Source organism: Rhodococcus sp. NFXS4, assembly GCF_058139645.1.
Window position 1 is genome coordinate 4,169,070 of sequence record NZ_CP192221.1, and the last position, 13,552, is coordinate 4,182,621.

The following is a 13,552-nucleotide window of genomic DNA, read 5'->3' on the forward strand; positions in this document are numbered from 1 at the left end:
GTGGCTCCTGGTGTTCGTAACCGTTTTCGCGTCCGCAACTGTGGCCGTCGCCGCTTGGGTCTCACCGAAACCGGCAGTCGAACCGGCGACTGCCGGATCTGGCGATGCCGCCGGCGCTCAGTACAACCACTTGAGGGTCGCTGTCCTGGGTGATGCTTACGCAATCGGCGAGGGATTGCCGCCGCGCAGGGGTGCCTGGCCAGCTATTCTCCGCAACCGACTGTGTTGGACGTTATCGGTGACCGCGACAACGGAATCCGGTTTCGTCGCTCAGAATCAAGGCTCGACCAACAGGACGTACCTGGATGGATCTGGTTCCGCTGTTCTTACGTCGCCCGACTTAGTCATCGTGCAAGGCAGCAGCAACGACACCGACCCCGACGCGGTTGCTGCCGCATCTGCCGAACTCTTCAGCGAGCTGCGCGAGAAGCTTCCGGACGCGTCACTGATCGCGATCGCACCAGTGTCGCCTCCGTCTCGCGACGTTGCCGTGGCCATGAACGTAACCACGGCGCTGAGGGCCTCGGCCGAACAATTTTCCGTCCCCTTAGTCGAGCCGATTCGCGATGGTTGGTTCACGGACCCCGTGGTCAACTTTCTTCCGGACGGGATCAATTTGTCACTCGATGGCCAGCAAACCTACGCCGCGCGACTGAAACTCGAACTGGACAAATTGGGCATCCCAAGGATGTACTCCTGCGAGCCAATCGAGGGTCAGTGAGTAGGCCTTCTATTGATTCGTGCTCAAGCGCCCACCCAGCACACGATATGCAAAATTTCGCGAATTCGTGGGTGCGGACTGCGTTTGATCTGAGCAGCTGCCGGCTTACGAATTGAGTCCGACGGGTAAGCGACCGCACCGCAAATTAATTGCCGCGACCGCCGGACTCGCGGATAGCGGCTTCGCGGCTGGTGCTAATTTTATTGCGGGCCTTTATGCGATTAATAGACTGAGCACCGACTCACTCGCCGTTTATAGCTTGATGTTCAGCGGCTGGGTCACCATGCAGTTACTGCCTGCGCAGGTTGCCTACCTACCCTCTCGTCTCAGCTGCAATATGAAGCAAAACCGTGTCGTTCCGAGATTCTGGGGGGATTTGTATAAAGGCAGCCCAACCACTGTCGTTGCATGCGTCGGTGTCGCCTGCGCTGGACTACCTTTGTTCGACTCGGTCGATACTGACGAATATTTGTTCGGCGCACTAGCGGTGGTGGCCCTAACTGTTACATCTCCGTTCCAAGACCACGTCAGACGTGCGCTCCACATCTCAGAGTTGCACGTGGCTGCATCGATAGTTTCCGTCACCACCCTGGTTGTGTCAGCAGTGACCATTGGGGCAACAAGCTTGCAATACAGCGACGGATATTTGTTCTTACCTTTCGCGGCACTGGCTCTCGGCAACATAGCCGGCGTTATAGTCGGAGTCGCCCTTACCCGGCATCAAACCATCAATGCTTATTCTCCGGCGCGACTCAGGACCCGAATCGCGTACTTGGGACCCGACTTTCTTGCCCAGTCAGCCGGGTACCTGGTCTCCGTTCTCGCGTCGCAAATCCTAGGCGTTTCCGCGCTTGCCGCTTTGGAGACCGCTCGGGTCGCGGCTTCACCGGTCATCGTTGTGGTGACGGGCCTCGCTACTTCTCTGGTCCCCACCGCCGTACGCAGTTTCAGTAGAAACGACCCAATCTACAAAAGGCAACTTCTGAGTATATCCGCCGCAGCAGTCAGCCTCGGCGCCGTGTACAGCTTGATCGTCTATTTTTCCGGGTCACGACTAGAGTATTTATTCGGTCGTAGCTTCGACGTGCATCTCGGATCTTCCCGATCGTTCGTCGCAACTGTTGACTCCGCTGCAATGGGCGCTTCAACTGTCTTATTCACTGCAGGTCAAACGACACGGTGGACCTTGGTTGCCTTAGTTGGTTCTTTGGTGACACTCGCCATGGTCGTACCAGGAGCATTACTTTTCGGTGCGTATGGAGTCGTCCTGGCCCAAGGATTAGGAGCAGGTGTGAAATCCATAACAGGCATCACCTTTGCCGTTCGCGCCCGCGCGCCACGTGCAGGCACGGCGGTCTGAAACCAAGACCCATTGCCCTGTGCGCAGGCGGTGCTCTCTCGAACCCCTACCAGCAAGTGCTGGACGTGGCTATTCCATCGTTTGAACGATACTCGGAGATTTGTTTTTCCTCGTGACCAGATCAAATGCTCAGAATTGGTTGCACACGAACCGACGCGGGTTGTCATCATCGCGATCATCGGCAATCCCTCCGACGAATCGATGCCCGTGCCAAGCCCATTGCTGGCCAGCTCGGTTCGGTGAGAAGGGGGCCGTCTCGCTGCCGGCTCTGCTTCACCTGCGCGTCGCCCACGGCCTGCTCAGAGCAGGCCTCCAGAAATTGGCCGCGAACGCGCCGACCAAGGACGTCGACTTTTGGGCGGGCCGCAGTTCACCGCTGGCCCGAACCGGGTAGCCCATTCCGTCTGGCGGTCTCAAAATTGATAGGCTTGTTTTCTGGTAGTAGTCCTCTAATCCGAACAGTGGCTCGCGGGCGGGCCGGCTCACGCGCGCGGGCGCGGGCGCGGCGCAAGCCTCGGCCACCACGATGGCGTGTAGCAAAGTGCCGACCACGACTTCGCTGGATCGAGTGCACCGACGGACCTCCGCGAATGCTGCCCGTGGTGACCTTGCGTCCGAAGCTTAGCGGTACAGATCGATCAGCGTTGTGGAGTAGCGATGACGCTGAGGTGGCGCGTCGCCAATCGCTCCGCAGCCTCGGTCGGTCACAGGTCCGCGACCACACCAGACCTCTGGTTACCAAACATCTCAGGAAAACCTCGACGCCCGCTCGCCTAGACACCTCTCGGCTAACTGCCCTGCCCTGCACGTACGTCCACGCGGGCCCAGTCCGCGTCGTCGCAGTTGATCTTTTTCGGCCGCTTCTCAAGTCAGGCCGCATGAGCGAAGTGCGGTCGAGCAAGGACTGCTCCCGGAGAACACGAGCCTCATCCTCAATGTCCGCATTGTGAATGGCACGGCCCATGACGACGCCGATGACCAGGGCTGCGACAACCCAGACGGCGCCGATGCCGTAGACGATCCACCACATCGCACGAGTGTGACACCGAAATCCGGAAATGTGACCATAAATGGCAATGAAACCATTGAGAACGTTTCTCGGCGGGGTTCGAAGCGCCACCACGGGCGTCTTCGGTACGCGATCCGCACCACAGAACCTGTCATTCGATCGGAGGACGGGGTCGACGACGCTTCCGCGCACCCGGCCTGTTCAGGCGTGTTTCGAGTTCTTCGACGCCGAGGACGAGTCGGATGAGATCGCGGGATGACTTGCAGTAGAAACAGCGGATGACCATACTTTCCGCACGGTCAGACGACGTTCGCGCATTGTTGCGCCCGATAAACCGACGCTCGGACAAGTCAGTTCCGTCGGTGTCAGCTTCGTCGCTTTTCTCGTGTTGCTGTTTCTCTGCATCAGCCACGGCCTTCTCTGAATTCGGCCCACTTGCGCGCATGTAGGCAACTCGAACACACGTTCGATTTATGTCGGTGGGTCGCGGTACTGTGAGGCATGTTTTCGGGGGGAAACGCAGGGGATGGTCGTCGTGACGACGGCTCCATCGGCGACCCCGTTCTCGCCCAGCTCGTCGCTGCGCAGGAGGAGCTGACGCGCCGCATCGCGGCCTACGACACTCAGCACATCGGGACGGCCGACCGTCTCGCCCTTCTGGTGCGGGACGAGAAGGTGACGCGGTCGCGGCAGGCGCAGGCGCACGTGTGGCTGGCCGAGCTCGTCCAGCAGCGCGGCTTCGAGGAGACCGGAGCGCACAACGCCGATGCGCTGGCCCAACTCCTCACCATCGATCGCGCAGCCGCTGTGGCGCGACTGTCCGTGGCCGCCCAGCTCGGCAACAGGACCACCCTGCTCGGCGACGTCATGGAACCCGAGCTGCCCGCCACCGCCGCGGCGCTGCGCGAGGGTGCCATCGACCCGGCCCACGTGAAGGTGATCCGGAAGTTCGACAAGAATCTCCCCGCTGCTGTGGATGCCGATACCCGCGCCCACGCGGAGCGTCACCTGGCCGACGCGGCGCGCGAGGTGCGTCCCGCGGAGCTCACGGCGCTCGCCGAGCGCATCACCGCGCACATCGTCGAGGAAGGCGAGTTCGAGCTCCCGCCGGAGCGCGTCCGCAAGCGCGGCATCTTCATGGGCAAGCAGGACAGCGACGGGATGCGCAGCGGCAGGTTCGTTCTCGATCCCGAGACCGCGGCGTACTTCGACGCCTACAACAGCAAGTACGCGGCGCTCGGAGTGGGCAATCCCGAGGACACACGCGCGCCCGTCATCGGAGAACCGGACGACGAGACCCGCCAGCGCGACACCCGGACCACACCGCAACGACGGCACGACGCCCTCAAGCTGCTACTACGCGACACACTGTCCTCCGACGATCTCGGCAAGCACCGCGGTGTGCCGGTCAAGGTCATCATCGTCGCCCGTCTCGAGGACCTGATCCGAGGCACCGGACTGGCCACCACCGCAACGGGTTCCACCATGCCGATCCGCGACGTCATCCGCATGGGGTCGCACGCCGATCACTACCTCGCTGTCTTCGGCGACGACGACGGCAGACCACTCCACTTCGGCCGCACCCGCCGCATCGCCAGTGAGGACCAGCGCCTCGTCCTCATGGCCACCGATCGTGGGTGCACCGCACCGGGATGCGATCGCCCCGCCGTCGCCACGCAGGCGCACCACATCCACGAATGGCAGGACGGCGGGCCCACCGACATCGAGTCGCTCACCTTCGTGTGCGACATGCACCATCCGATGGTCCACGACGGAGTGCTCGGATGGTCCACCACCACAGCGCCACCAGGCCATCCCTACGCCGGGCGCACTCTGTGGCACCCGCCTGCCCTCATCGACCCGTCGAGGACGGGCCGGGTGAACCACTATCACCACCCACAAGACTATCTGTGGGAGGACGACGAGCCGGCGGCATGAGTCATCTCGATGAGCCGCAACGCATCCCACGGCGCGAAGCCCTTCGCGTCGTTGTCGAAGTAGACGTACACGTCTCGCTTCGCAGCGCGCCACTCACCGAGGCGCTCGGCCCACCGGCCGAGCGCCTCGTCGGAGTACCCACTCGTGTACAGCTCCGTGTCGCCGTGCAGCCGGACGTAGACCACGTCGCTGGTCACCTCGGTGAGCATCGGGAACTTCCCGGCCGAGTCGGCCACGACGCACCCGATGTCGTGTGCCCGCATCAGCTCGTAGGCCTCGGGTGAGTCGAAGCTTGGATGCCGCACCTCGAGACAGTGCCGCAGAGGCCGGTCCTCGTCGACGTCCAGGAACACGCGGTCGACGGCGAGCTTGTCGTCGTGCTTCTCCCCCAGCCGAGCGGCCTCCGTCGTCGACCGCGGCAGCAGCGCGAAGAAGTCGGCCATCCTCGTGGCGTCGAAACGGAATGTGGCCGGCAGCTGCCACAGGATCGGCCCGAGCCGTGGCCCCAGCGCGAGAACACCCGACGCGAAGAAGTTGCCCAGCGCCGCGTCCACCCCCACCAGCTTCTTCATGTGGGTGACGAAGCGCGGCCCCTTCACCGCGAACACGAAGCCCTCGGGTGTCTCCGCACGCCAGCGCTGGTAACTCGACGGCCGCTGCAGGGAGTAGAACGAGCCGTTGATCTCGATGGAGGTCAGTGCACGGGAGGCGTACTCGAGCTCACGGCGCTGCGCCAGCCCCGCGGGGTAGAAGTCGCCCCGCCAGCCCGCGTAGCGCCAGCCGGAGATGCCGATGCGCAGTTCCATCGGCTACCTCCCGTCCTCTCGGCCTCCGTCAGCAGGTACCCGCACACCGAGCTGCGACACATGGGCCTGGTGCGATCACGGTCGCGGTGGCCAGGCGGCCCAGCCGTCAGGCAGTGCACGGAGAATGGGATCCGCAGCGTCGAGACGCGCTGCGGGGATACCGTCGGAACCGGTCCGCCCCGAGCTCGCGCCGTCGGGAAAGGTGAATGAGTACCCGACCATCGGACGGAACCCGCGCTTCACACTCTCCCGATAGCTGCCGTTCACGACCGCGAACACCTGACGCTCGAGGCCGTCGGCTTCGTCCTGCCAGGTCGAGTCGCACGCGTCGCACCCGCAGCTCGGGAAGTAGAAATCGTGCAGCAGACCAGCGTGCATCCCGATCCCGGGGTAGGACGTGAAGATCAGTGTCAGTGTCGCGCAGTCGGGATCGCTCGGTCGGATTCGAACTGCACGAGTCGTATCGCGATGCGGCCGAACCAACTCCGCAATCGCCTCTGGGCCCTCGTCGATCTCGACGTCGTAGGTGTCGCGTAGGTGCTCGATGAGGGCATCCGCGATCACATGAAGTGGCGCATAGCGTTCGGGGTGTTCGGTCACGGAATACGCACTCTCCGGCGGAGAGTCGGCCCACAGGTTTCCGTACTCGATCTTCCGGCCGTCGGAGTCGCGGAACACCTGCTCGTCGATCGTCGGTCGTACATACGAACTCACGTCAGTCATCCTGTCTCGCTGCGAGCAGTCCGATCGGCGCTACTGCCCGGTCGGTGCGGGGATCGCACCACACCGCGACACCCGTCTCGTGGAGCGAGAGGGTCCACCGAAGTCGGTCGAGGTCCAGGTGCGCACCGGACCGGTGCCAGTGCAGGTCCGACCCCACTGCGACACACGCGTCGACCATCTGGGTGGGCGCACCCATTCCGGAGTCGGGGAGCAGCGGAAACGTCCATTCGTCGACGTACTCGAGATCGGGGCCCCACATCGGTCCAGTGTGGCAAGCATTCCGGTGCTCGAAAAACTGTTTTTCACGATCCCCTCGACACCGTACGGTTCGGTGCATGGACGAGGTCGTGACCCGACGGAAGAACCAACCACCGCCCCGTCATGTGGTCTTCGACGATCTCGCGCATCCGGGTCGAGAGACCAGACGACCGTGGTTGCACCTGCTCGACGACGAGACGCTTCCGCGCGTCATCGAGTCAGAGCCGCCGTCGCTGATCGTGTGGTCGTCGCTCTGGCCGGCGAGACCCGATGCCCTCATTCGATTCGACCTGGCCGACGATGGCGCTGGGACGAACCTCCGGTGGACATTGCTCCTCGACCCACCGCGCCCGGACGACGACACCGTTCGCAGCTTGCGTAAGCGCATCGACAGGCTGATCAATGGCAACCTTCGCCATACCTACGGGCAGTGACCGACCGGTGCGGTGAATGGGAGCGTGCGAGAGCCACCATGACGCCAGGGATCAGGGACTGTCCAGCACCCGCTCGAGTGGCACGTTCGGGATCGTAATCCCCCGCGACGCGCCGAGACCCGTGATCTGCAGCCAGATGGTGTCGGCGAGGAAGGCGGCGAACGTGTCGAGATCGACCGAATCTTCCTGTGCGCGCCACGTTCTCACGGCGCCGACACAGCCGGAGATGAGGCTCGACACCCACGGTCCGACCAGGCGCAGGTCGTCGTCGCCCAGATCGGCGTCGACGAGGGCGAGGAATCCGCCGACGGCCACCTCGATCTTCTCGGCGACGCGGGCGATGGTGCTCTGCAGCGGTGATTCGGACGATCCGGTGACGTTCTGCTCGATGACGTACGTCCAGGTGGGGTGGGCCACAACCCAGCGCACGTACGAGTCGACCACCCGTTGCACCACCGAGCGTGGCAGACCCTCGAGTGTCACCGACGCCGTCAGGGTGTGTTCCAGCTGCTCGCAGATGGTGCGCTGGATGGCGACGTCGAGGTCAGCCCTGTCGGCGAAGTAGCGGTAGATGCCGGTGCGATGGATGCGCGCCTCGTCGGCGATCTGCTGCGCCGTGACCCACTCCCCCGGATGCACGCCCCGCTCGAGCACGTCGAGGGCAGCGGCGATCACCTGACGGCGGCGGTCGGCGTTGTGCTGATCCCACCGTCGCCTCCGGCCGTCACCGGAGGTGGTGCGCTCGGTGCTCATCGCACCGAAGCATCTCACGTACGCAGCAGTCTCCGCGGTGCCCTGACGATCACACGTGCCGCGACGGCCTCCTGGTCGAGCCGATCGACGATCTTCACGCGCGGCCGACCGATCCGTCGACCGAGAGCGAGCTCCTCAGCATCCAGCCTGCGCCATGCCGCCAGATCACCCGCTTGCGGGATCGTCGCTGCAATCAGGTCGTCAGGTGTGTGGTGCGGCTCGGTGATGTCGGAGTCCAGGTGGTCGAGCACTGCCTCCACAGTCTCCTGCGCGCAGGTCTTGTTCGTGCCGATGAAGCCGCGCGGACCGCGCTTGATCCACCCGACGACGAACACACCCGGCGCCACCCGCCCGCGATCGTTCGGCACGGTGCCCGTGCGCTCGTCGAACGGGAGCCCGGGCAGACCGACACCGCGGAAGCCGACCGACCGCACCACCAAGCCGGCGTCGAGGACGTACTCGTCTGACGTCGGGACGGCGACGACGGCACCGTCAGCACCCTCGACCAGGTCGTTCCGAGCGACGCGGACGCCGGTCACCCGGCCGTCCCGGCCCAGGATCTCCACCGGAGACACCGCGAACGTGAGCACGATGCGACGCCGCGTGGCGTCCGTCGATCGCGGCCGAGCAGCCAGCTCCGCGAGCAGGCGACTCCGCTGATCGTCACCTTGCAGCTGCGCGGGATCCGCCTCGACGACGACGTCGACGTCGGTGAGCGCGGCGAGCCCCATCAGCTCGGGCACGGTGAAGGCCGCGTCGGCCGGTCCGCGTCGGCCGAGAATCTGCACCTCTCGGATCCGAGAACCCCGGAGCTGGTCGAGAGCGTGCGGCGCGATGTCCGTTCTCTCCGAGAGCCATTCGGTGTCGCGGGTGAGCATGCGCGTGACGTCGAGGGCGACGTTGCCGTTGCCGACGACGACGGCGCGCTGGTGATCGAGCGTGACGGCGGCGTCCCGATGGTCGGGATGGCCGTTGTACCAGCCGACGACGTCTGTGGCCGCCACGGAGCCCGTCAGATTCTCACCGGGAATGCCGAGCGTGCGGTCGGACGAGGCACCGACGGCGAACACCACCGCGTGGTAGACCGACTGCAGTTGCGCCACAGTGACAGTCGTTCCCACCTCGGCACCCAGCACGTAGCGGAAGCCGGGCTCGTTCTCGATCGCCTCGAAGAGGTCGGTGACCTTCTTGGTGGTCGCGTGGTCGGGTGCGACGCCGTGCCGCACCAGGCCGTGCGGAGTGTGGAGCTTGTCGTAGACGTCGACCGACGCCACCTCGGGATGCTTGAGCAGCTCGTCCGCGGTGTACAGCCCGGCCGGCCCGGCACCGATCACCGCGACGCGGAACGGGCCACCGCGGCGCAGACGGCGTTGCGGCGCAACGAGAGCCAGCGGAGTGCGGTCCGCGTGCGGAGACCGCTCGAAGTACTCCGCGTTGAGGGCCGCGTACGGAGCCGTCTCGATGGTCAGCTTCGTGTCGGGGACGATCGCGCCCACCGGGCACGCCGTCACACAGGCACTGCATCCCACGCATGTCGCCGGGTCGATGAACAGCATGTCGGTGGTTCCGAACCCGGGCTCACCCGGCGCGGGGTGGATGCAGTTGACCGGGCACGCGAGGACGCAGGACGCGTCGGCGCAGCACGTCCCGGTGACGACGTGGGGCATCGAATCAGGCCGCGGCGGAGGCGGGTTCGCTGCGGAACCGCGAGGGGCGCCCGTCGATACGCAGACTCGTCCACAGACGCTTAGAGACCCGGTTCATCAGGCCCATGTCTTCGGACAGCTTGCGGACGTCACCGAACATGTCGCGCAACGTCTTCGCGGAGGCCTCGTTGTCCCACCACACCTCACGCACCACCTCGGGCGGGATTCCGAGCTCGCGCTGCACCTGCTTGCTGGGCTTCATGATGACGTCGCACAGCACGCGCATGATGATCGGCGTCGCGATGGACATCGCGAACCGCTGACGTCGGGACAGCTTCGGCGCGCGGTGCTCCAGGTACTGGTGCGCGAAGCCGATGTGTCGCGCCTCCTCGGCGACGTGGATCTGCATGATGCGAGTCATCAACGGGTGCTGCGATGCACCGGCGCGGAGGATCGACTTCTGGGCGTGGTCGATGGGCTCCTCACCGGCCAGCACTCCGACGAAGAAGCCGAACGGGAGCGGGCCCGCGAAGAGGGGAAGGAGAGGGCCGGCCTTGCGGAACCACCTCGGGCCACCGGGCACGGCGACACCGATCCGGTTCACCAGCTCCTGGAACATCTGGGTGTGGTGGCACTCCTCCGTCGCCTCGTGCGTGGAGTAGCGGAACTCCGGCGAGCCGTTCGGGAGCCGCAGCGCGTAGTTCATGATGCCGGCGATGAGCACCTGCTCGAACTGCAGACCCACCTTGAGGATATTGGCCTGCCGGTACATGCCGACCGCGATCTGCCGATCCAGAGGGAGCGACCGGTACCACTCGGTGTTGCCCAGCGGATCGGCTGCCGGGAGCACCCAGCGGGGATCGCCGGCCACGATCGCGTAGTGCGGATCGTCCCAGGGGATGTCGAGGAAGGCATCGAAGTGCTGGTGAACGGACGCTTCGGACAGGGTGCGCAGCGTCTGCTCGTACTCGGAGCGCGTGTCGGATGTGATCGTCATGGCGTGAACCTCCGTGAGTGCCGGGCCGACTTGGTGCGACAGGCTGTTGCAGTAAAAGTTACTGCAACTCGGTGTACCACGCAAGCAGTGAGCCGTCGCGAATTGGTACAACGAACGTTGTCATCATGGCCGGAATCAGGCCATTCTCGGTTGTTGCATTCACTCGGCATCTATTCTTCGATCATCGGGTACCGTTTGCCCGTCCTTGCGAACCGCAGCTCCGAATATCGGGAACTCGACCTGTCCTTCTCCTCACTGCCGCATCGTTCGTCGGGGGTCGACGCGGCTCGACGAACGAGAGTGTGTGTTGCCCGTACGTCCGATCCCGACCGCTGACCACGCCGCGGCACGCCTCGAGTACCCGAGCGTGCCTGCGATGCGTCTCGTCGTGTTGACGCTGGTCATCATCGTGGGCCTGGCCGGGATCACCTGGGGTCTGTCACCGCAGTTCGACAGGACGTCCTTCGTCATCGTCGCCGTGGCGGCGCTGACCACTCTTCCGTCCGCGTTGCTCATCTACCTCTACGGGCGGAACCTCCGCTACTCGATCCCTTTCGTCGTCTACGCCGACATCGGCATCACCGTCGTTCTGTTCGCCTCCCGCTCGCCGTTCGACGCCCTTCCCGGCGTTGTCCTACTGATGCTGGTGTCGTTGTTCGCGGGTGTGTACGTCTCCGGGCGGATCCTGGCGGCCCAACTGGCCTTCGCCGCAGCGATCCTCGTCGTGCTGTCTGTGCTCTCGGTACACGACGGAGTCCCCGGCTGGCTCGTTCTGTCTCGAGCGCTCACCCTGCTCACCGCGGTCATCGTGCCGATCCTGCTCAAGATGCACGTCGACTTCCTCACCGACAAGCTCGAGAACAGCCGACGCGACAGCGTCAGCGGCCTGCTCAACCGTCGCGGCCTCGACGGCGCCGTCGCCCGGTTCGATGTCCCCCGCGGAGTCGAGCAGACCCTGGGCACGGCCGTTGTCCATCTCCGCGACTTCGTGCAGATCGAGCGACGCCTCGGCCGCGCCACGAGCCACGACCTGGTCGCCGAGACATCGAGTCTCCTCACGGACGCGTTTCCCGACGCCATCGTGGCCCGGACCCAACCGGGCGAATTCGCCTGTGTCTGGCTCGGTTCCGCGGACGACGTGGCCGAGCGGCTCGCCGCGGCGCGCGCACTGGTGGAGTCGACCCGCCTGCGCAGCGCCACCGTCAGCATGACGTGCACCAGTTCCACCGTGCCGGTCGACTACCGCACCACGGTGACCGTCGCGCTCGGCAAGACCCTCACCGCCGCCGCGTTCCTGCAGTACGGCGACGCCGTGGCTCCGCGCAGCAACCACCACGTCGCCGAGCTGATCGCTGACGGCGGGCCCGCCATCGTCTTCCAACCCGTGTTGTCGGTGTCGACGGGTCGCGTCATGGGCTACGAAGCGTTGTCCCGCTTCCCTTCCGGGCACGGCACCACCCAGAGCTGGTTCCTCGACGCGGCCGCCGACGGCCTGCAGATCCCGCTGGAGCTCGCCGCTGTCCGACGCGCCGTCGCGGCGTCCCGAGACCTCCCGACCGACGTCTTCCTCGCCGTCAACGTCTCGGCGACCACCATCGTCGCCACCGACCTGGTGCCGATCCTCGACGAGGCCGCCGAGTGCCGACGCGTCGTCGTCGAGATCACCGAGCACGACCTGGTCAGCGACTACACCGCACTCGGCGCCGCCCTCGATCATCTGCGCGACGAGGGCCTGTCCATCTCCGTCGACGACGTCGGGGCCGGCTACTCCGGTCTCCGTCAGCTCGTCGAGATCAAGCCCGACGTCCTCAAGCTCGACGCCTCGATCGTCCGCGGCATCGACACCGACCCCATGCGCCGCGCCGCCGCCAGCGCCCTCACCACCTTCGCGGCGGCCATCGGTGCGGAATGCGTGTACGAGGGCATCGAGACGCCGCAGGAGCTGGAGTCGGCGCGCAGCCTCGGTGCCGACATGGTGCAAGGGTTCCTGCTGGGGCGCCCCACCTCCACTCCGATCCTGAGCCGTCAGGACGGCATGAACGCCCTCTGAGCGGGTATGGCCGGGCCATGACGACACCAGGTTCCGACTTCGTTCCCCGCACCGCCGTCGTGACCGGCGGCGACTCCGGCATCGGCCGCGCGGTGGCCGTCGCATTGGCCGGCGGCGGCCTCGACGTCGGGGTGACCTACAACCGCGACCGCGAGGGCGCCGAGGCCACCGTCGGGGAGATCCGCGCGCTCGGGTGCAGCGGGTTCAGTGCCCACATGGACCTGACCGACCTCCCGGGCGCCCCGTTCGCCGTCGACTCGCTGGCCAGTGAGCTCGGCGGGATCGACGTGCTGGTGAACTGCTCCGGCACGGGGACCGCCACCTCATTCCTCGACCTGGACTTCGACTCGTGGCGCACGGTGCTGTCGGTGGACGTCGACGGCGCGTTCCTGTGTGGACAGCACGCCGCACGGCTGATGGTGGAGCAGGGCCACGGCGGGCGCATCGTCAATGTCACCAGCGTGCACGAACACCTGCCCAAGGTCGGTGCGGCACCGTACTGCGCCGCGAAGGCCGGTCTCGGCGGACTGACGCAGGTGATGGCGATCGAGCTCGCGCAGTTCGGCATCACGGTGAACTCGGTTGCGCCGGGCGAAATCTCGACACCGATGACCGGTCAGACCGACGAGAACCCCGAGAGCAACCCCCGGCCGGGTGTCCCGCTCGGGCGTACCGGCGACGCACGGGAGATCGCCTCCGTCGTCGCGTTCCTCGCCGGCCCGACGTCGTCGTACATGACGGGCGCCTCCCTCGTCGTGGACGGCGGCATGGCCCTGATGGGGCCGCAGGCCGTCCAGTTCGTGAAGGACGACGCCTGGCGGAGCGTGTGACGTCCGATGGCCCTGCACTGCAGGGCC

At 65.5% G+C, this 13,552-nt stretch carries 12 protein-coding genes; 6 read left to right on the plus strand and 6 right to left on the minus strand.

What is annotated here, in order from left to right; all coding sequences use genetic code 11:
* Positions 1–238 precede the first annotated feature (238 nt).
* The 3 genes from J4E04_RS19640 to J4E04_RS19650 all read left to right on the plus strand — a co-directional run bounded on the left by J4E04_RS19640 (position 239) and on the right by J4E04_RS19650 (position 5,028).
* On the plus strand, positions 239–721 hold the full coding sequence (locus J4E04_RS19640) for an SGNH/GDSL hydrolase family protein (protein ID WP_490149425.1): 483 nt from the start codon (positions 239–241) through the stop codon (positions 719–721).
* A 1,018-nt stretch (positions 722–1,739) separates the two neighbouring features.
* Complete coding sequence (locus J4E04_RS19645) at positions 1,740–2,081, plus strand: hypothetical protein (protein ID WP_490149426.1); 342 nt, start codon at positions 1,740–1,742, stop codon at positions 2,079–2,081.
* A 1,510-nt stretch (positions 2,082–3,591) separates the two neighbouring features.
* Entirely contained in the window at positions 3,592–5,028 is a 1,437-nt protein-coding gene (locus tag J4E04_RS19650) for an HNH endonuclease signature motif containing protein (RefSeq protein ID WP_490149427.1), read from the plus strand.
* Here the strand turns inward: J4E04_RS19650 and J4E04_RS19655 are convergent.
* The 3 genes from J4E04_RS19655 to J4E04_RS19665 all read right to left on the minus strand — a co-directional run bounded on the left by J4E04_RS19655 (position 4,995) and on the right by J4E04_RS19665 (position 6,816).
* Positions 4,995–5,834 carry a DUF72 domain-containing protein gene (locus J4E04_RS19655; protein ID WP_222633089.1) on the minus strand — a complete coding sequence of 280 codons (840 nt, stop codon included), beginning with the start codon at positions 5,832–5,834 and terminating at the stop codon, positions 4,995–4,997. The two genes, J4E04_RS19650 and J4E04_RS19655, sit on opposite strands and share 34 nt — an antisense overlap.
* A gap of 75 nt (positions 5,835–5,909) precedes the next feature.
* Positions 5,910–6,548 carry a DUF6226 family protein gene (locus tag J4E04_RS19660; RefSeq protein ID WP_490149428.1) on the minus strand — a complete coding sequence of 213 codons (639 nt, stop codon included), beginning with the start codon at positions 6,546–6,548 and terminating at the stop codon, positions 5,910–5,912.
* 1 nt (position 6,549) lies between these two features.
* On the minus strand, positions 6,550–6,816 hold the full coding sequence (locus J4E04_RS19665) for a hypothetical protein (protein ID WP_490149429.1): 267 nt from the start codon (positions 6,814–6,816) through the stop codon (positions 6,550–6,552).
* A 124-nt stretch (positions 6,817–6,940) separates the two neighbouring features.
* On the opposite strand from J4E04_RS19665, the gene J4E04_RS19670 reads away from it, so the two are divergent.
* Positions 6,941–7,249, plus strand: a complete 309-nt coding sequence (locus J4E04_RS19670) for an SRPBCC family protein (protein WP_490149430.1) — start codon at positions 6,941–6,943, stop codon at positions 7,247–7,249.
* 51 nt (positions 7,250–7,300) lie between these two features.
* Here the strand turns inward: J4E04_RS19670 and J4E04_RS19675 are convergent, their stop codons facing one another.
* From J4E04_RS19675 to J4E04_RS19685, 3 genes are read right to left on the minus strand one after another with little or no spacing between them, the layout of a single operon-like run.
* On the minus strand, positions 7,301–8,002 hold the full coding sequence (locus J4E04_RS19675) for a TetR/AcrR family transcriptional regulator (RefSeq protein WP_328813665.1): 702 nt from the start codon (positions 8,000–8,002) through the stop codon (positions 7,301–7,303).
* 14 nt (positions 8,003–8,016) lie between these two features.
* Positions 8,017–9,669, minus strand: coding sequence for an FAD-dependent oxidoreductase (locus J4E04_RS19680; protein WP_490149431.1), 1,653 nt, complete (start codon positions 9,667–9,669; stop codon positions 8,017–8,019).
* Positions 9,670–9,673: 4 nt separating this feature from the next.
* Positions 9,674–10,645 (minus strand): AurF N-oxygenase family protein, encoded by a 972-nt coding sequence (locus J4E04_RS19685; RefSeq protein ID WP_490149432.1) that lies wholly within the window; start codon positions 10,643–10,645, stop codon positions 9,674–9,676.
* 376 nt (positions 10,646–11,021) lie between these two features.
* Between J4E04_RS19685 and J4E04_RS19690 the strand changes: the two genes are divergently transcribed.
* Together J4E04_RS19690 and J4E04_RS19695 are read left to right on the plus strand one after the other, a co-directional pair.
* Positions 11,022–12,695 carry an EAL domain-containing protein gene (locus J4E04_RS19690; protein ID WP_307096291.1) on the plus strand — a complete coding sequence of 558 codons (1,674 nt, stop codon included), beginning with the start codon at positions 11,022–11,024 and terminating at the stop codon, positions 12,693–12,695.
* Between the two features lie 17 nt (positions 12,696–12,712).
* On the plus strand, positions 12,713–13,525 hold the full coding sequence (locus J4E04_RS19695; protein WP_222646704.1) for an SDR family oxidoreductase: 813 nt from the start codon (positions 12,713–12,715) through the stop codon (positions 13,523–13,525).
* Positions 13,526–13,552 lie beyond the last annotated feature (27 nt).